Here is a 17,795-nt window from a genome sequence, read left to right as displayed (position 1 = left end):
TCGCCATGCTCAGCCTCGGCGGCCACAAACCAGTGCTCCCCGGCCGGGTTTAACCCACGGTTACGACAGGAGAGCCAAAATCTCCGTCGAATTGGTTCGCGAGGGGGGTGGGAGCGGGGTGGTCAGGTCGGCGGGCGCAGCCAGCGGAGGTTCTCGGCGTCGCCGAGCAGTTCCAGCCGGCGCCACAACACGCTTCCGGGCACGGCCTGGCTGGCGTGAGCCTGGATCGCGGCGTGCTGCCTCTCCCGGTCGACGCTGATCCGCAGATCGATCTCGGCGTCGGGGTGCCCCGTGAAGGCGGCTCCGTATTCCCGGTTCAGGTCCAGCGCCACGCTGCCCGGAAGGGTCCAGCCCAGGACCGGGAGGTTCAGGGTCTCTGCCGCGGCCAGGGCGACCGCCGTGGCCGCAACGTGGTCGGGGTGACCGGTCACGCCGGAGTCGTCGAAGACCAGAAGCCCGTCGGGACGCGCGGATTCGGCCGCGGCGACCACCTCCGCCGCCAGAGTGTCCAGATTCACGGCGTCGAGCGCACCGTCCGCGTAGTCGCGGAGCGTGGTCCGCTGCACGCCCAGGGCCGACGCCGCGGCATCCAGCTCGGCCTTGCGCACCTGGGCGAGGTCCCCGGGGACTCCGTGCAGCGTGGACGCCTCCCCCTGGGTGAAGCAGAGCAGGTCGACTCCGGCTCCGGCACCGGAGAAGGCGTTGAGGATCGCGCCCAGCCCGAATGACTCGTCATCGGGGTGCGCGACGACCACGAGCACGGAGGACCAGGTGGGGAGAGAGCTGGCAGTGGGATGCGGCATGGTCTCGACAGTACCGCCCACCCTGGCCCAGTGCGTGAGCCAGTGCGTGAGCCAGTGCGTGAGCCAGTGCGTGAGTCAGTGCGTGAGGGGCACGACCGTCGGGAAGCCCAGGGCCGCCCACTCGAGCATGCCGCCGGCCATCGTATACGCGTCGAACCCCACCTGGGACAGCTGATCGGCCGCGCTGGCACTCCGGCGGCCGCTGCGGCAGACCACGATGACCGGCCGGGCCCTGTCCAACTCGCCGTGGCGTTCGGGAACGGTACTGAGCGGGATGTGGATGGCGCCGTCGATCATGCCGTCGGCGAGCTCCGCCGTTTCCCGAACGTCGACGATCTGGGCGTCGGCGAGTGGGGTGTCGGCCAGCCGGGCGAAGACCTGCTGCGGGGTGATTTCCATCATGGGTGCCTTTCGGGTGAAGGGGCGGAGCGGAATCTCCACCACAGGGTCGCGGAGAGCCAGGCCAGCGCGAAGGCGCCGATCAGGATCACGCCGAAGAATTCAAGGTCGACCGCCGCGAACAGGTCCGCGGTTCCGCCGCCGATTCCGAGGTCCGCGAGCATGGACATCAGGCCCATCCCGCCGACGAAAAAGGCGACGAACACGGACACGCCGGTCACGATCAGGTTGTAGTACACCTTCCGCAGCGGGTCGACGGATGCCCACTGGTAGACGTGGTTCATCAGGATTCCGTCCGCGCTGTCGAACAGGGTCATCCCGGCCATGAACACGACCGGGAGGACCACGGCCGCATACCAGGGCAGCTCCGGCGTGAGGGCGCCGGCGAAGACGAACAGGCTGACGGATGCCGCCGTGTCCAGGCCGAGGCCGAAAAGCACCCCGATCGGGAACATCTTCCAGGGGGCATCCACGAGCCGTGACATCGGTCGGAGCAGCCGGTTGACCAGGCCGCGGTTGTCCAGGTGCCTGTCGAGTTCGCTCGGCACGAACCGCCCGGCGCGGATGTCCCGCAGCACCTGTCGCAGACCTTTCAGGGAAGACAGGTTGAGGGCCCCCATCAGGATGAGGAACCCGCCGGAGACGGCGGCGCCCCACACGCCGGTGACCTGGCGGAGCGCGGAACCCTCGTCCGCGAGGCTGCCGGCGAAGGCGTTGATGCCGACGACCAGCAGCACCACGGAGACCAGGACGACGGTGGAGTGCCCCAGCGCGAACCAGAACCCCACCGAGACGGGACGGCGCCCGGCGGCGACCAGCCGGCGGGTGGTGTTGTCGATCGCGACGATGTGGTCGGCGTCGAAGGCGTGCCGAACCCCCAGCAGGTAGGCGCTGACCGCCAGCCCGAGCAGGACGGCGGTGTTGCCGCCGGACCGCGCCAGGTGCGGCAGCACCAACAGGAACAGGGTGCCCCAGCCGATGACGTGGAGGGCCAGAACGGCCGCCCCCATGCCGAGGAGGCTTCGCTTCTCGGCCGGGAGGGCGGCCGTTCGGAGCACCGTCACGGGATCAGGCGGCCTGCGCGGCCATCGTGACTCCGGCAGCCTCGGCGTCGCCGAAGTTCGCGTCGACGTGGACGACGTCCCGTCCGGCGCGCTGCAACAGGCTGGCAGCGACGCCAGCCCGGTAGCCGGAACCGCAGTGCACCCAGACCTTGCCCGCGGGGATCTCGTCCATCCGGGACAGGATCTCGTGCAGGGGAACATTAACGGCGCCGAGCAGGTGGGACGCGGCGAACTCGTCGATTCGACGCGTGTCCAGGAGCACGTCTTCGGCCGCACGGCCCTGCAGCATCCCGTCCCAGCCCACGCGGTCGTAGGAGGCGAGCGGGGCGTCCGGGGCCAGGGCGTGCGGGTCGGTGCCGATGGCGGCATCCGGGGAATCGATGCCGATCCTGGACAGGTCACGGATCGCGTCTTCGACGTCGGCGTGGGCGCCGACGAGGGTGAGCTGCTCGTTCCAGGGCAGAACCCAGCCGAGATAGGTGGTGAAGTTGGATCCGTTGCCGTATTCGAAGCTCACGGCGCCCTGCAGGTGGTTGCTGGAGAACGCGACCCGGTTGCGCAGGTCGATCACCCATTCCCCGTCGGCGAGCCGGCGGGTGAGTTCGGCGGCGTCCAGGGACTCGGGCACCTGCAGGTTCGCCGGGCCCGGACCCTGGGTGTTGGCGGGCGCCATGTGCGCGTAGTACGACGGGTAGGCGGTGAGGTTGGCGATGAGGTCGCGCACGAAGTGCTCCTCATCGGCATCGGTCAGGGCGTGGTTGGCCGTGAGCTGTTCTCCGATGGTGGAGGAGCCTGCGCCGGTCGCCGGGCCGCTGGAGCAGAACGAGCCGAACCCGTGGGTCGGGAAGAGGGCGGCGTCATGCTCGGCCTCGTGCACGAGCTTGCGCACCGAGGCGTACTGGTCGTGGGTGAGTCCGACCGTGTCGGTGGCCGCGACCAGGTCGGTGCGCCCGACGGATCCGAACAGCAGGCTGCCGCCGGAGAACACGGCCTCGGTGGTGCCGTCGCTGACGATGTAGGAGACGTGCGTGTGGGTGTGACCCGGGGTGGCGACAACGGTGACCGTCAGGTTTCCGACCGCGATGACCTGGCCGTCCGTCACGGGCTCCCGCTCGAACTTCACCGGGTCGGCGGCGTTGACCAGGTACTTCGCATCGTGCGAGCGAGCCAGCTCGAAACCCCCGGTCACGTAGTCGTTGTGCAAGTGAGTCTCGGCGACGTGGGTGATGCTGACTCCGGCTTCACGGGCCGCGTTCTCCACGCGGTCGGTGTCCCGCTGGGGGTCGATGACCAGCGCGACAGCGCCGTCATGGACCAGATAGCTGCGGTCCCCCAACTGCGGGGTTTCGATAACGATGACGTCCATGGTTCGAAGTCCTCCAGGTCTGAATGCGGATCGGGTTTCAGGCCAACATACCCCCCGGGGTATCTGGAAGCAAGTCCTTGCACAAAATACCCCAGGGGGTATATTCTGGATGCATGGCAACCATTGACATCACCGAGAAGACGTTCGACGAGACCATCACGACCAACAGCATTGTGCTGGTGGATTTCTGGGCCGGCTGGTGCGGCCCGTGCCGCATGTTCGCGCCCACCTTCACCGCGGCATCCGAGAAGCACCCGGACATCGCCTTCGCCAAGGTCGACACCGAGGCAGAGCAGAGCCTGGCCGCCGCCGCCGGCATCCGCTCGATTCCAACCCTGATGGCCTTCCGTGACAAGGTGCTCGTGTTCTCCCAGCCCGGCGCGCTGAATGCGTCTTCCCTGGACGAGCTCATCGCGGGTGTGCGGAACCTGGACATGGACGAGGTGCGCACCACCATCGCCGCCCAGCAGGCCGCCGCCCAGGCCCAACCGGCCTCCGCCTAACCGGCAGTCTCGGCAGCCGACCGCCGTGAGCGCCCGCAATACCCCCGCGACGGAACGAGTACCGATGCTGGGAACAGTCGCGCTCGGCCTGCGGCAGAACCTGCCCCAATTCATGCTGCTGGTGGCCGTCAACGCCCTCGTCGGCGGCACCCTCGGCCAGGAACGCACGGTCCTGCCGCTCCTGGCGGACCAGGTCTTCCACCTCGACCGCTACACGAGCGCGCTGACCTACATCGTCGCGTTCGGCCTGGCCAAGGCCGGCACCAACTACTTCGCCGGCACCCTCTCCGACCGGTTCGGGCGCAAGCCCGTGCTCGTCGCCGGCTGGTTGATTGCGCTGCCCGTGCCGTTGCTGCTGATCTTCGGCCCGACCTGGGGCTGGATCGTGGCCGCCAACGTCATCCTCGGCATCAGCCAGGGACTGACCTGGTCCACCACGGTGATGATGAAGATGGACCTCGTCGGCCCGAACCGGCGAGGCCTGGCCATGGGGTTCAACGAGGCGGCCGGCTACCTGGGCCTGGCCAGCACGGCCCTGGCCACCGGGTACATCGCCGCCGAGTACGGGCTGCGTCCCGGCCCCTTCCTGCTCGGCGCCGTCTACATCGCCCTGGGCACCGGGCTCTCGGTGGTCTTCGTGCGCGAAACACACCAGCACGCGAAAGCGGAGGCGGCCGGCCATGTGTCCGTGCACGCCCATGCCGGCGGCGACCTGAGCAACCGGCAGGTGTTCACCCTCACCAGTTTCCGGGACCGGTCGCTGTCCTCGGTCAGCCAGGCCGGCCTGGTCAACAATCTCAACGACGGCCTGGCCTGGGGGTTGTTCCCGATCCTGTTCGCCGCAGGCGGCCTGAGCATCGCGCGCATCGGCATCCTGGCGGCCGTCTACCCGGCCGTCTGGGGAGCCGGCCAGCTCATCACCGGCGGCCTGTCCGACCGGATCGGCCGCAAGTGGTTGATCGTCGGCGGGATGATCGTGCAGGCACTCGCCCTCGGCCTGGTCGCCGGCGGCCACAGCTTCGACATCTGGCTGGTCGCCGCCGTGCTGCTCGGCGCCGGAACGGCCATGGTCTACCCGACCCTGCTGGCCGCGATCGGGGACGTCGCCCACCCGGAGTGGCGAGCCCGATCCGTGGGCATCTACCGCCTGTGGCGTGACGGCGGATTCGCCGTGGGCGCGCTGCTCTCCGGCCTGCTGGCCGACGCCTTCGGAATCCCCGCCGCGGTCGCCGTCGTCGCGGTCCTCACCGCCGCCTCTGGGCTGATCGTCGCCGTCCGAATGCGCGGCAGCGACCACGTCCCACGGACCGCCTGAATAGGTGACCGTATACCCCATGGGGTATCTTGGTTTTAACGAGTTCAACGAACAGGAGAAACATATGTGCCGAGCGGTTACGTGCAAGAAGTGCGGGAAAACGACATGGGCGGGGTGCGGTCAGCACGTCGACCAGGTGATGCGCGGCGTCCCCGGCGCCGAGCGGTGCCGCGGACACGAGAATGACGCCCCGACCAAGGGCTTCTTCGCCCGGCTGTTCTCCGGCAGCTGATCAGTTCAAAGAAAGACAGAAGTCGCCCCTGAGTATCTTCAGGGGCGATTTTTTTGATTGCCCTGTCGCCGACCCCGGGCAACACTGGGGAACGCGGTCTGTTGCTCTTCACTTCCGACAAGGAGGCCGGTTATGGGCAAGAAGAAGAAGAAAAATTCCGACCGCAGGACGGGGCGAAGCTCCGCCGCAAGCAGTACGAGGCAGAACTGGCCCCGCTGCAGGGCGAGTTGGTCGCCATGCAGGAGTGGGTGAAATCCACCGGGGCCAAGATCTGCATCGTCTTCGAGGGACGCGACACGGCCGGCAAGGGCGGCACGATCAAGCGCATCGTCGAGCGGGTCAGCCCCCGGGTGTTCCGGGTGGTGGCGCTCCCCACCCCGACCGAGCGGGAAAAGTCCCAGATGCACATCCAGCGCTACATGGAGCACTTCCCGGCCGCGGGCGAGGTGGTCATCTTCGACCGCAGCTGGTACAACCGCGCGGGCGTCGAGCCCGTGATGGGCTTCTGCACGCCGGAACAGACCGAGCATTTCCTGAGCATGACGCCGCTGGTCGAGAAGGCGATGGAAGACTCCGGGATCATCCTGCTCACGTACTGGCTGGAGGTCAGCGCGGACGAGCAGACCCGGCGACTCGAGAGCCGCATCAACGATCCCCGCAAGACCTGGAAACTCTCGCCGATGGACCTCAAGTCCTACGGCCGCTGGTACGACTACTCGCGCGCCAGGGACGCCATGTTCGAGGCGACCGACACCGCCTGGGCGCCCTGGTACGTCGCACACACCGACGACAAGAAGCGCGGCCGGCCCAATATTATCAGCCACCTGCTCAGCCAGGTGCCGTACGAACCGTTCCCCGGGCTCGACGTCGAGCTGCCGAAACGGCAGAAGGCCGGCCACTACCGCGAACCGACACTGATGATGCGGCAGATCCCAACCCCGTACTGAGCGATGCCCCGCGTTGGACAGCGGTGCCCGAAGAAGTCACTGCTGGGAGAAAACACGGGGGAACAGGTGATCAGGAGAAGCTCATGAAGCACAGTTACGAAGTCCCCGCAGGGCCCGCGGCTGCCGCCTCGGCGGCGAGCTGGTACGCACTCACACCCGAGGAGGTGGCGAGCCGGCTGGGGGTGGACCCGGCCACGGGGCTGAGCGCCGACACGGCCCGGCAGCGGATGCAGGAGAAGGGCCCGAACGCGCTGGTCGCCGCCAAGCCGGAGCCGGTCTGGAAGCGGTTCTTCAAGCACTATCGCGACTACATGCAGATCGTGCTCGTCGCCGCCGTGCTGGTCAGCCTGCTGATCAATGAGTACGGGACCGCTGTGGGGCTGGCCGTGCTGACGCTGTTCAACGCCTGGCTGGGATACCACCAGGAGGGCAAGGCTGAAGCGGCCGCGGCCTCCCTGGGGAAGATGATGAAGTCGGTGGCCAAGGTGCGCCGCGACGGCGACATCGCCGAGATCCCCGCCGACCAGATCGTGCCGGGCGACATCGTGGTCGTCGATGCGGGCGACCGCGTGCCCGCCGACGGCCGCGTGATCCTGGCGGCGACCCTGCAGGTGGAGGAAGGCGCCCTGACCGGCGAGAGCGTGGCGGTCGAGAAGAACACCGAGGCCATCGGGCGTTCCGACGTGCCGCTCGGCGACCGCCTCAACATGGCGTTCATGAACACCAACGTGACCCGCGGCCACGGTGAAATCCTCGTCACCACGACGGGCATGGGCTCAGAGGTCGGCCACATCGCCAACATGCTGGCCAGCCAGAAGGTGGAGAAGAGCCCGCTCACCAGGCAGGTGGACCGGCTCACCATCTTCATCATCATCGCGGCACTCTTCGCCTTCGTGGCGATCGTGGTGATGGGCCTGATCCAGGGCGAATCCTTCACGGTGCTCTTCGGCATCGGCGTGGCCCTGGCCGTCGGCTCCATCCCCGACGCGCTGCCTGCCGTCGTGACGACGATCCTGTCCGTGGGCTCGGTCAACATGGCCCGGAAGAACGCCATCATGAAGGTCCTGCCCGCGGCCCCGACGCTGGGCTCCACGTCGGCCATCAACTCCGACAAGGCCGGAACCCTGACCCTGAACCAGATGACGGCGCGAGAGATCACAACCGTGCAGCACCACTACACCGTGAGTGGGGAGGGCTACAGCTTCGACGGTCAGGTGCAGCGCACGACCGGCGACGCCGAGCGCAACCTGGACTACGTGATGTTCTCGTGCGCACTGTGCAACGACTCCGACATCTAGGACGGCCAGGTGGTCGGTGACCCCACCGAGGGTGCCCTGTACGTGCTCGCCCAGAAGGGCGGCATGGACGTGCGGGAGTTCCGCCGGAGTCATCCGCGCGTGGCGTCGGTGCCGTTCGACTCCGACTACAAGTTCATGGCCACCTTCCACCTGATGACCGGGGCCGACGGCCGGCCGGTGATCCGGGCCTATGTAAAGGGCGCCCCCGACGTGCTCCTCTCCCGGTCTTCGTCGGGACGGATGCCGGGCGGCCGAGCGGAACCCCTCAGCGCGGAGACGCGCAAGAAGGTGCTGGCCGAGAACGACCGGATCGCGGCCAGGGCCGACGGGTGCTCGCCCTGGTCCAGCGCGAGTTCGACCCGTCGACGTTCGACCCGGCCGGCGGCCTGATGGCGTTGATGCAGGATCTGGAACTGTCGGCGCTGATCGGCGAGGTCGACCCGCCGCGCGCCGAGGCGGTGGCCGCGATCGCCACGGCGAAGCGGGCCGGCATCCGGGTGCGGATGATCACCGGCGACCAAGCCGTCACCGCGGCCGCGATTGCGGCGGAGCTGGGCATCGAGGGCCGCGCGGTGACCGGTGCGGAGTTCGCAGCCATGAGCGACGCGGAGGCCGACAGCCAGGTGGACGAGATCGGCGTGATCGCCCGGGTAGCCCCGGAGCACAAGGTCAGGCTCGTGCAGGTGCTCAAACGCAAGGGCCACATCGTCGCGATGACCGGCGACGGCGTGAACGACGCGCCGGCCATCGCTGCGGCCGACATCGGGATCGCGATGGGCATCACGGGCACCGACGTCGCCAAGCAAGCGGCCAAGATGATCCTGGCCGACGACAACTTCGCCACCATCGTGGCCGCGGTCGAGCAGGGCCGGCTGGTCTATGACAACCTGCAGAAGTTCATTCGCGTCCAGGTTGCCAACCTGTTCATGTTCATCCTGGCGTTCCTCGGCTCGTCGGCCTTCGCCATCGCGGGGACGGCGCTGCTCGACCCGGCCCAGGTGCTCTGGATCCACATGGCGATCGTCGCACCCATCGGCGCCGTGATGGGCCTGGACCTGTCGACGCCGGGCATCATGGACCGAAGGCCCCGGCCGTTCAACGAACCGATCATCGTGCGCGCGATGATGATCCGGCTGCTCCTGGTGGGGCTGTTCATGGCCGCCGCGACGCTGGTCCTCGTGCAGATCGGCAAGACCAGCTATGACTCGCTCGAGGTCGAACAGACCATGGCCATCGTCGGCCTCGGGTTGATGAACATCAGCGTCGCGCTCAACCTGCGCTACCCCACCGAGAGCGCCTTCGGGCCGTCCACGTTGTCCAACTCGAGACTGCTCTGGGCCTTCGCCCGGGCCGTCATCGGCTCGATGCTGATCACGCAGATCCGGCTGCTGCAGGACGTGTTCGGCACCGTTCCCCTCACCGGCGCCCAGTGGGCGATCTGCCTGGTGCCGGCCGTGGCACTGCTGCTGCTCGGCGAACTGGGCAAGTTCTTCATCCGGGCCCGGACCCGGACCCGATACGCCGAGCCGGCCACGGCCCAGGTGGCTCTGCCCGTGGCCGCCGACCGGGTGGACTTGTAGTCAGAACAGACCGCGGCGTTCAGGGGCGCGGAGGCCGCGCCCCGGTCGTGTCGGCGGGATCGCGCTGTCGTCGGCTGGCGAACAGAATCGGGATCCCGATGAGTTCCACGAGGCCGCCGATCACCAGCGAGGTCCCGTATCCCCAGAGGTCGGCGGAGCGACCGAGGCCCGGCTGGATGAATACCCCACCGAAGCTTCCGAACAGCGAGTCAAAGGACAGCACGGTCGCGCGCTGCTTCGACGGGATCATGTCGTTGAGGTAACCCTGCCGCACCGGTGCGGCGACGGCGACCACGAACCCCCAGACCGCCAGGAATACGACCGCGAGGGAGAACAGACTGTTCAGGCCGAGCACGACGAGCGCGGCGACGCTGGTGAGGGAAGCCCCGATCACCATGGTGGTGCGCCGGGCGAACAGGCCGCGGATCCGGGGCGCAAGAATGCCGCCGGCCACCTGCGCCACGGAGAGGATCGCAGCGGCCAGCCCGGCGATGGAATACGCCGACGGGTCGCCGTAGAGGTCGAGCAGGTAGGGCTGCAGCGCATAGAAGGCATAGATCCCGACTCCGGAGGCGAACGGCGCGGACAGAATCACGTAGCGCACGGAGCGCTTCCCGAGCCCGTGCTCGATCGACTGGGTCAGCACGTTCCGGGTCGCCTTGAGCGGACCCGTCCCGCGATCAGGGGTGAAACCGAGGTCCTTCATCACGACGGACGCGAACAGGAACATCAGGATCAGCACCCCGGCGCGCAGCAGGAACGGAACCCCGAGATCGGTCGCCTGCGCGATCACGCCGCCGAGCACCGAGCCGGCGAACATCGCGATGCCCGTCACTGCGAGCCCGCGGCCGAACACGGCCTCCCAGCTGCCGGTGTACCCGGTCCACGTCAGCGCGTCGAACAGCCAGGCGTCCACCGCGCCGGAAAAGAAGGTGAAGCCGAGCCCCAGCAACACGGACACGACCGCCCACCAGACGAACGAAGCATGCCAGAGCCACAGCATCCAGTACAGCCCGGTGGTGACGGACAGGGTGACCGTCCCGAGCAGATAGGAGACCTTCCTCCCCGCCGTATCGGCGACCACCCCGGTCGGGATCTCGAAAATCACCATGCCCACGGTGAAGAACGCGTTCGCGGCGAAGGCTTCGAAGTTCGACAGCCCCGCGTCGAGCAGGAACAGGGTGTTGATGCCCCAGATGAACGACGCCGCCAGCGTGTTGCCGAGCAGCAGGACCAGGTAGATTCGCTGCACCCGCAGCGCCGCGGGGTTCACACCCCACGACCCATCGGCACGCTCCAGCCCGTCACACCTGCAATCATCGACCCGGTCGGCGTGGATGGCTACGCCTCGGAAGCCACGAAGAGCGGATGATCGCGGCCGGACGGCGACGATGACCGGCGGTCACGTCGCCGCCCGAGCGGCGCCCCGGGTAACCCCCGGCGTTACTTCAGGATGCGGATGAGCTTCTTGTTGGCGAACTCCGCGATGCCGAAGCGGCCCAGTTCCCGTCCGAAGCCGGACCGCTTCACTCCGCCGAAGGGAAGTTCCGGACCGTCGAGGAGCGAGCCGTTGATGAAGACCATCCCGGCGTCGATCTGATCGGCGATGCGCAGGGCCTGCTCCGGATCCGTCGTGAAGAGGTAGGACCCCAGGCCGTAGGGGATGTCGTTGGCCACCTGCACGGCCTCGGCCTCGTCCTGCACGCGGTAGACGGCCGCGACCGGGCCGAAGAACTCTTCCCGGTAGGCGTCGCTCTGCGGGGAGACTCCGGTGAGTACCGTGGGCGAGAAGAAGGCGCCGTCGCGGCGCCCGCGGGCGTGAACGGTGGCGCCCTGGGTCTCGGCGCGCTGGAGCTGCTCCTCGAGGCCCTCGGCGGCACCGAGGGACGAGAGCGGGCCCAGCGTCGTGTCCGGAGACAGGGGGTCTGCAGGGATCTTGCCGGTCATCTTCGCCGTGAAGCTCTCCACGAAGGCGTCGTACAGGCCGTCGATCACGATGAACCGCTTGGCCGCGTTGCAGGACTGGCCGGAGTTGTCCATGCGAGCCTCGACGGCGGCGTCGACGGCTTCCTCGAGGTCGTCCGTGCTGAGCAGAATGAACGGGTCGGATCCGCCGAGTTCGAGCACGACCTTCTTGAGGTTGCGGCCTGCGACCTCGGCGACGGCGGCTCCCGCCCCCTCAGAACCGGTCAGGGACACGCCGCAGACGCGGGGATCCGGGATGATGATGTCGGCGATCTGGGCGCTGGACGCGTAGAGGTTGCGGTACGCGCCCTCCGGGAAGCCGGCATCCGTGAATATCTGCTCGATGGCGGCGGCCGATTCGGGGCACTGCGAGGCGTGCTTGAGCAGGATCGTGTTGCCGAGCACCAGGTTCGGGCCGGCGAAGCGGGCGACCTGGTAGTAGGGGAAGTTCCACGGCATGATCCCGAGGAGCACGCCGAGGGAGGCGTTGCGGATGAAGGCGGAGCCTTCCCCGCCGAGGAGCTCGATCGGTTCGTCGGCGAGGAACGCCTCGCCGTGGGTCGCGTAGTAGGAGTAGATGTCGGCGGAGAAGTCGACCTCGCCGAGCGCCTGCTCGACGGGCTTGCCCATCTCGCGCACGATGAGTTCGGCGAGGTGCTCGCGGCGCTCGGTGTGCAAGTCGGCGACGCGCTGCATCAGGGCGGCACGCTCGGCCACCGACGTGCGGCGGGAGAAGTCGCTGTGGGCACGGTCCGCGGTGCCGACGGCGTCGGTCACCTCCGTGTCCGTTGCCAGGGCAAAGCTGGTTCCGCTGGCCCCGGTGGCGGGGTTCGTGACTACGTATTTGTTCATGTTTTCTCCACAGGTTTCTTCGCTGACGCCGATTGAGAATGGGCCCGTTGCTGCCGGAGCAGGCCGGGTTCGTGTCGTTACAGTCTGCCGCAATCAGAGCTTTTAGGGAGCATTTGCGCCGACCGATCTCGGGCCCGCCGGCTCTCACACCCGGCCCCGGCGCTCAACGGAGGTTGTAGTACTCCCGGTGCACGTTCGCCGCCCTGACGCCTGACCGCTGCAGGCCCTTCTGGAAGGCGTTCACCATCACCTCGGGCCCGCAGATGAACGCTGACAGTTCCCGGGGCGGGCACTCGGCCGCCCCGAGGACGCCCGCCAGGCTCAGCCGCGGCTCGGTTGAGGTGTCGATCAGGTGCAGGTGGATGGAATCGTGGCGGGCCGCCAGCTCGCGGATCTCCGCGCCGTACGGTGCGGGCCCTCGGGAACTGAAGTAGAGGTCGACGCGGGTGGGCAGAGTGCCGGGTGTGGCGTCCCGGAGCCAGCTGAGGATCGGCGCGACGCCGATGCCGCCGGCGATCCACACCTGCCGCTCGGTGCCCCGACGGTAGTCGAAGTGACCGTGCGGGCTGTTGATCACCGCCGGCATGCCCGGGGCGACCAGGTTCGCGATGTCGGAGGTGAAGTCCCCGAGCGCCCCGACCGCGACCCGCACGTTGGCGTCCGCGGGTGCGCTGGCGATGCTGAACGGATGCCGGTGCCAGCCGTCCCTGGCCTCGAGGTGCAGGATGGCGAACTGGCCGGCCCGGTACTCGAAGCGTCGGCCCAGCGGCTTCAGCGCAATCTCGACCAGCTTGTCGGAGATCGGCTGCACGGACTCCACCTGGTAGTCGTAGGTGCGGGCGAAGCGACGGGCGAGCAGTTCCCGGTAGAGGTAGAAGGCCAGCCCCGTGCCGCCGATGACGAGGTAGGTCCACCGGAGCACGGCCGAGCCGAACATGCTTCCGTCGAGCAGGCCGTGCACGAAGCCGAAGGCGACGAACACCCCGGTGAAGCGGTGGACGAAGCGCCAGAGGGCGTAACTGCGGAACGGGATGCCGGCCAGGCGCACCACTCTCGAGCCCGTCACTCTGGGGAGACTCCCCAGCACCTGCAGCCGCAGCCGTTTCGGCACGAACGAGAGCCAGCGCGGCGCGATCGCCCAGACGGTGAGCAGGGCGAGGCCGATGAGCCCGATCTGGCCGAGCTTCGGGCCGATGTCCGTTGCCTGCACGTCCGCGGTCACCAGGGCGTGCAGGGAGATCGCGACCATCCCGGCGATGTTGACCCTGCGGTGCCACAGCGCGGCGTGGTCGATCCCGTTGAACCATTGCTCGACCGAGCGGAGGGTGCTGATCAGAACCAGGCCGATGGAGAGCAGGAGCACGCCCTCGGCGCCGAGGAATTCCCCGAGAAGCTGGGGAAGACCTTCGCCGGCCGGCCGGAACACGACCCACAGCACGGCGAGGGCGCCCACGAGCGCGGCGATGCTGAGCGGCCCGATCAGCTTGGCGTCGAGCCAGGCCCTGCGATAGTGCGGTCTCTGCGGGGCAAGCTCGGTATCCGGGGTCATCGGCATACGTTACCCCGGAGCAGAGCACTTCTCCCCCGATTTCCGTTCAGCTGTCGGGTTCGACGACCCGGTCGCGGTCCCACGGCGTCGCCCAGCGGAGCTCTTCGAACATGCGCGAGAGGACGATGGCGGTGAACCCCCAAACCAGTTTGCCGTCGACGGTGAACGCCGGGGCGCGGTAGCTGCGGTTGCCGTAGGTGTGCGTCGTGCTCACCCGGTTGGCCGGGTCGAGCAGGTCCGCCACGGGCATCCGGAACACGTCGACGGTTTCGTCGTGGTCGATCGCGGCCACCTGGGACGGGCGCGTCCACCACGCCGGCACGGGCGTGACGAGATGGTTGCTCACGGGCACCGCCAGCGCCGGAAGGGTGCCGAGCGGTTCGAGCCCGTGCGGGTCGAGTCCCGTCTCCTCGACGGCCTCCCGCAGCGCCGCCGCGATCGGGCCGGCGTCGGCGGCCTCGAGTCGGCCGCCCGGGAAGGCGATCTGCCCCGGGTGACTCCCGAGGGTGGCCGCCCGCCGCAGCAGGAGCACATCCAGATCTCGTCCGACGTGCCCGTTCCCCTGCCCCGGCGTCCGCGCCGGCCCACTGGCGGGCGCACTCGCGGGCGCGGAGTCGAGAACACCGAACAGCACGAGCACGGCGGCGTGGCGGGCGCGGGACGAGTCCGGCAGCACCCGCGACAGGTCGGTGCGCCAGTCGAGACCGCGCTCGCAGAGCGCCGCCAGCTCGGCACTGGGGTGGTCGGCACTGGGGTGGTCGGCACTGGGGTGGTCGGCGCGCGGGTGGTCAGGCACGTCGGGTGGTCAGGCACGTCGGGTGGTCAGGCACGACGGGCATGCTACCAGCCATCCTGCAGCACCTCGTCGAGCCGGTCCACGAAGAAGTCGGCGCTCTCCCGGCTCAGGCACAGGGGCGGTTTGATCTTGAGCACGTTCTGCCGCTCCGAGGTGGGCTGCACGATCACGCCGAGCTCCAGCATCCGTTCGCAGATCGCTGTCGTCTCACTGGTCGCCGGTTCCAGGGAGTCCCGATCGCGCACGAGCTCCACTCCCAGATACAGGCCCATGCCGTGCACCATCCCGATCAGAGGATGCCGCTCCGCGAGGAGCGCGAGCCGGCCCGCCAGGTGCCGGCCGACGGCATCCGCATTCTCCTGCAGGGATTCGTCCCGGATGACGTCGAGCACGGCCAGGCCCGCGACGCAGCTGACCGGGCTGCCGCCGGCCGAGGAAAAGAAGTTGCCCTCGCGGGCCAGGGATTCGGCGATGTCGCGGCGGGTGAGCACCGCGCCGAGCGGATAGCCGTTGCCCATGGCCTTGGCCACGGTGATGATGTCCGGGACGACGCCCTGCTGCGCCGAGCCCCAGAAGTGGCTGCCGAGGCGGCCGTAGCCGACCTGCACCTCGTCGGCGATGCACAGCCCGCCGTGGGCACGGATCTGTTCGTAGACGAGGCCGAGGTAGCCCTCCGGGGGCACGACGCCGCCGGCGTTGCCCAGCACGGGCTCGGAGATGAAGGCGGCCAGGTCGCCTCCGGGGCCGTCCGGGTCGGCCAGGAGGTGCGCCAGATCGGCCGCGTAGTCCGCCGCCGCCGCGGCGCCTCGGTGCCGACCCCGATAGGAGTTCGGTGCATCGATGATGTGCACCCAGTCGGGCCGCGAGGCCACGGCGTGCGGGTTGTCGAAGGCGGAGGTCGACACGGCGTCGGACGCCATCGTCCAGCCGTGGTAGCCCTCCCGGAGGGCGACGACGCCGCCCCGGCCGGTGTGGATCCGGGCCAGGCGCAGGGCCAGGTCTACGGCCTCGCTCCCGCTGTTGACCAGCAGCACGGTGTCGAGGCCGGGGTCGGGCGATTTGGCCACGATCCGCTCGCAGAGGTCGGCCAGCGCCGAGTAGAGGAACCGGGAATTCGTGTTCAGCAGCCGCAGCTGGTCGCCCACGGCCCGGCTGAACCGGGGGTGGCTGTGTCCGATCACGGCGACGTTGTTGACCATGTCGACGTAGGAGCGGCCCCGGGTGTCGATGAGCAGTTCGCGCCACCCCCGTTCGATCTGCGGCGGCTGCTCGTAGTACTTCTCCTGCGCGGCGGCCATGACGGCGGCGCGCCGGGCCAGCTCCCCCGCGGGGTCGACGACGGATGCCTGCGGCGCCATCCCGAGCCACCGCGCCGGGTCCGGGGCGAGTCGGGCCCAGGCGGCGGCGCGGGAGGGCTGCGCGAAGTGCGGGGCCGGCAGGCCCGGGCGGGTGAGCTCCTGCACGGTCACCCGGCCGGCCGGGCTCGAAACGCCCAGGGTCTCCCCCGCGGCGACCGCTGCCCCGGGTGTGAGACCCGACGTGACGCCGCCGATGCGCAGCTCGATCCCGGCCAGGGCCAGGACCAGGCTGTCCCCGTCACCCTCCTCTGTGACCTCGACGGCGGTGACCACGGCGTCCGCGGGCGCGATGAGCTCCGATCCGGCGGGCAGGAAGACCTCGGTGAACAGGGCGAACGTGTGCGGTTCCCGCCGCGACAGCGACTGGGTCCGGGTGAGCCGGAACTGGCCGTAGGGGGCGACGGCGACGCGGCGACGGGTGAGGGCTGCGCGCGCGAGCTGCCCCTCGGCATCCGTTTGCTGCCAGAGGCCGTCGGCCAGGGCCGGGCTGGTCACCGTGAAGTCGAGCAGTTCGCAGTCGCCACCGGCGAGCGCGGGGATCAGCGGCACGATCCTGTCGGGGGCGATCGTTTCGGGCTCGGCACCGGCCCGGGACGGCCGGCCCAGCGCCTGCCGGATGGCCGCCTCCGCCTCCTCCCAGCCGATCGCGCTGGCCGCGGCGAACACGTGCCATTCCGCGTCCATCCGGTGGCGGGCGTAGTCGTTGTCCTCGTCGATGCGCACCTGCTGCTCGCCGCTGGCCACCAGCACCGCCCCGCGGAGCACGATCAGCGGCCAGAGCGCTACGATCTCGTCGTCGGTCAGGGGAACCACCTCGTCGAAGGCGACGATCGCCTCGAGGGCCGCGAACGGATTGTCCGGAACGTGGTGCAGCACGGATGCGGTGGTGACCGCGAGCTCCGCGACCAGCCACCCGGTTCCGAGGTCGCCGAAGTCGATGACCCCCTCGGGCAGGTGGTGGCCGTTCGGCAGCACCCGGCAGATCACGTTGTCATCGGTGATGTCCCCGTGGATGGTCTGCAGCCGGAGGCCGGACACCACCCCCGCGAGGCGCGCGGCGGCGCTGTCGGCGATGGCGCTCAGCCGCGCCCGGGTCTCCTCCTCGGGCACCCAGTGCACCAGCAGGTCGATCACGGCTTTCGCGTTGCGCAGGTCCCACTGCAACGTGCGGTCGAGCCCGTCCGCCGCGAAGTCCCGCAGGTGCATTGCCGTCGTGCCCGAGAGCCGGCCCAGCGCCCTGACCACCGGCGGGGCCAGATAGCCCTGCGCCTCGAGCGAGGGCCCTTCGATGAACGTCAGCAGCCGCACGGGGAGGGTGGCCTCCGCGGCCGGCCAGTGCTGACGGATGCTGCCGTTCAGTCCGTGCACCGGCCGCGGCACCCGCATCCCGCGTGCGGACAGGTACTCCATCACCGCGTCCTGCGCGGCCAGCTCCGTGGCGGAGAAGGCGGGGTTGTCGACCTTGAGCACGTACCGCTGGGCGCCTGGAGCCGCGTCATGGCGCGTGATCAGGAAGTTGCGGTCCTGCTGGCTGCCGAGTTCGCGGGCCGTGCCCAGGACCCCGAAAAGCGACGCCGCCATGGACTCGGCGTCCGTCGTGGTGATGTCCGGGCGGACGAGTCCCTCGCCACTGAAGAAATCAAAATCGGACACGTCGACGCTCCTCGCAGTTCGCGCACTGAATCCCGGCCGCCTGCCTGCGCGACCACGGAATGCGGATTCCGTACTTTTTGGACTTGTTTTGGTTGTTTACGTCCGTTATTTTGGG

General features: G+C 69.0%; 15 protein-coding genes. 6 read left to right on the top strand and 9 right to left on the bottom strand.

Features of this window, described 5'->3' with window-relative positions:
- Positions 1 to 122: 122 nt before the first annotated feature.
- The 4 genes from E3O49_RS12210 to E3O49_RS12195 all read right to left on the bottom strand — a co-directional run bounded on the left by E3O49_RS12210 (position 123) and on the right by E3O49_RS12195 (position 3,632).
- Complete coding sequence (locus E3O49_RS12210) at positions 123 to 803, bottom strand: PIG-L deacetylase family protein (RefSeq protein WP_134368010.1); 681 nt, start codon at positions 801 to 803, stop codon at positions 123 to 125.
- A 75-nt stretch (positions 804 to 878) separates the two neighbouring features.
- A complete protein-coding gene (locus E3O49_RS12205; protein WP_370263904.1) occupies positions 879 to 1,205 on the bottom strand; it encodes a rhodanese-like domain-containing protein in 327 nt (108 codons plus the stop codon).
- Positions 1,202 to 2,266: a HoxN/HupN/NixA family nickel/cobalt transporter gene (locus E3O49_RS12200; protein WP_198416051.1), complete on the bottom strand. Its 1,065-nt coding sequence runs from the start codon at positions 2,264 to 2,266 to the stop codon at positions 1,202 to 1,204. Before E3O49_RS12200 ends, E3O49_RS12205 begins: the two co-directional genes overlap by 4 nt.
- Positions 2,267 to 2,270: 4 nt before the next feature.
- Positions 2,271 to 3,632, bottom strand: a complete 1,362-nt coding sequence (locus E3O49_RS12195; protein ID WP_134368012.1) for an MBL fold metallo-hydrolase — start codon at positions 3,630 to 3,632, stop codon at positions 2,271 to 2,273.
- A 113-nt stretch (positions 3,633 to 3,745) separates the two neighbouring features.
- Between E3O49_RS12195 and trxA the strand changes: the two genes are divergently transcribed.
- The 6 genes from trxA (at position 3,746) to E3O49_RS17190 (ending at position 9,507) form a co-directional block, all read left to right on the top strand.
- On the top strand, positions 3,746 to 4,135 hold the full coding sequence (trxA, locus tag E3O49_RS12190; RefSeq protein ID WP_134368013.1) for a thioredoxin: 390 nt from the start codon (positions 3,746 to 3,748) through the stop codon (positions 4,133 to 4,135).
- 64 nt (positions 4,136 to 4,199) lie between these two features.
- Positions 4,200 to 5,450 carry an MFS transporter gene (locus E3O49_RS12185; RefSeq protein ID WP_244285302.1) on the top strand — a complete coding sequence of 417 codons (1,251 nt, stop codon included), beginning with the start codon at positions 4,200 to 4,202 and terminating at the stop codon, positions 5,448 to 5,450.
- A 333-nt stretch (positions 5,451 to 5,783) separates the two neighbouring features.
- Positions 5,784 to 6,629, top strand: a complete 846-nt coding sequence (ppk2, locus tag E3O49_RS12175; RefSeq protein ID WP_198416052.1) for a polyphosphate kinase 2 — start codon at positions 5,784 to 5,786, stop codon at positions 6,627 to 6,629.
- An 83-nt stretch (positions 6,630 to 6,712) separates the two neighbouring features.
- On the top strand, positions 6,713 to 7,927 hold the full coding sequence (locus tag E3O49_RS17200; RefSeq protein ID WP_241975754.1) for an HAD-IC family P-type ATPase: 1,215 nt from the start codon (positions 6,713 to 6,715) through the stop codon (positions 7,925 to 7,927).
- A gap of 9 nt (positions 7,928 to 7,936) precedes the next feature.
- Positions 7,937 to 8,317 carry a hypothetical protein gene (locus E3O49_RS17195; RefSeq protein ID WP_241978600.1) on the top strand — a complete coding sequence of 127 codons (381 nt, stop codon included), beginning with the start codon at positions 7,937 to 7,939 and terminating at the stop codon, positions 8,315 to 8,317.
- Positions 8,257 to 9,507, top strand: a complete 1,251-nt coding sequence (locus E3O49_RS17190) for an HAD-IC family P-type ATPase (protein WP_244285301.1) — start codon at positions 8,257 to 8,259, stop codon at positions 9,505 to 9,507. The genes E3O49_RS17195 and E3O49_RS17190 overlap by 61 nt, the downstream gene beginning before the upstream one ends.
- 19 nt (positions 9,508 to 9,526) lie before the next feature.
- Here E3O49_RS17190 and E3O49_RS12165 read toward each other — a convergent pair whose 3' ends face one another.
- The 5 genes from E3O49_RS12165 to E3O49_RS12145 form a co-directional block, all read right to left on the bottom strand.
- The gene (locus E3O49_RS12165; protein ID WP_134368015.1) at positions 9,527 to 10,780 is read right to left on the bottom strand and encodes an MFS transporter; all 1,254 of its coding nucleotides are present in this window, start codon (positions 10,778 to 10,780) and stop codon (positions 9,527 to 9,529) included.
- Between the two features lie 170 nt (positions 10,781 to 10,950).
- A complete protein-coding gene (locus E3O49_RS12160) occupies positions 10,951 to 12,324 on the bottom strand; it encodes an NAD-dependent succinate-semialdehyde dehydrogenase (protein WP_134368016.1) in 1,374 nt (457 codons plus the stop codon).
- Between the two features lie 163 nt (positions 12,325 to 12,487).
- The gene (locus tag E3O49_RS12155; protein WP_160141111.1) at positions 12,488 to 13,873 is read right to left on the bottom strand and encodes a ferredoxin reductase family protein; all 1,386 of its coding nucleotides are present in this window, start codon (positions 13,871 to 13,873) and stop codon (positions 12,488 to 12,490) included.
- 46 nt (positions 13,874 to 13,919) lie between these two features.
- A complete protein-coding gene (locus E3O49_RS12150; protein WP_134434278.1) occupies positions 13,920 to 14,600 on the bottom strand; it encodes an NUDIX hydrolase in 681 nt (226 codons plus the stop codon).
- A gap of 113 nt (positions 14,601 to 14,713) precedes the next feature.
- Positions 14,714 to 17,680, bottom strand: a complete 2,967-nt coding sequence (locus E3O49_RS12145) for an aminotransferase (protein ID WP_134368018.1) — start codon at positions 17,678 to 17,680, stop codon at positions 14,714 to 14,716.
- Positions 17,681 to 17,795 lie beyond the last annotated feature (115 nt).

The sequence above is a fragment of the Cryobacterium shii genome, from assembly GCF_004402595.1.
GTDB lineage: Bacteria > Actinomycetota > Actinomycetes > Actinomycetales > Microbacteriaceae > Cryobacterium > Cryobacterium shii.
This window is presented reverse-complemented; position numbering and strand designations above follow the sequence as displayed.

Excerpts from the sequence above, each read along its gene's own strand:
- E3O49_RS12210 (WP_134368010.1), bottom strand. The coding sequence starts at position 803 with ATGCCGCATCCCACTGCCAGCTCTCTCCCCACCTGGTCCTCCGTGCTC.
- E3O49_RS12205 (WP_370263904.1), bottom strand. The coding sequence starts at position 1,205 with ATGATGGAAATCACCCCGCAGCAGGTCTTCGCCCGGCTGGCCGACACC.
- E3O49_RS12195 (WP_134368012.1), bottom strand. The coding sequence starts at position 3,632 with ATGGACGTCATCGTTATCGAAACCCCGCAGTTGGGGGACCGCAGCTAT.
- trxA (WP_134368013.1), top strand. The coding sequence starts at position 3,746 with ATGGCAACCATTGACATCACCGAGAAGACGTTCGACGAGACCATCACG.
- E3O49_RS12185 (WP_244285302.1), top strand. The coding sequence starts at position 4,200 with ATGCTGGGAACAGTCGCGCTCGGCCTGCGGCAGAACCTGCCCCAATTC.
- E3O49_RS17200 (WP_241975754.1), top strand. The coding sequence starts at position 6,713 with ATGAAGCACAGTTACGAAGTCCCCGCAGGGCCCGCGGCTGCCGCCTCG.
- E3O49_RS12160 (WP_134368016.1), bottom strand. The coding sequence starts at position 12,324 with ATGAACAAATACGTAGTCACGAACCCCGCCACCGGGGCCAGCGGAACC.
- E3O49_RS12155 (WP_160141111.1), bottom strand. The coding sequence starts at position 13,873 with ATGACCCCGGATACCGAGCTTGCCCCGCAGAGACCGCACTATCGCAGG.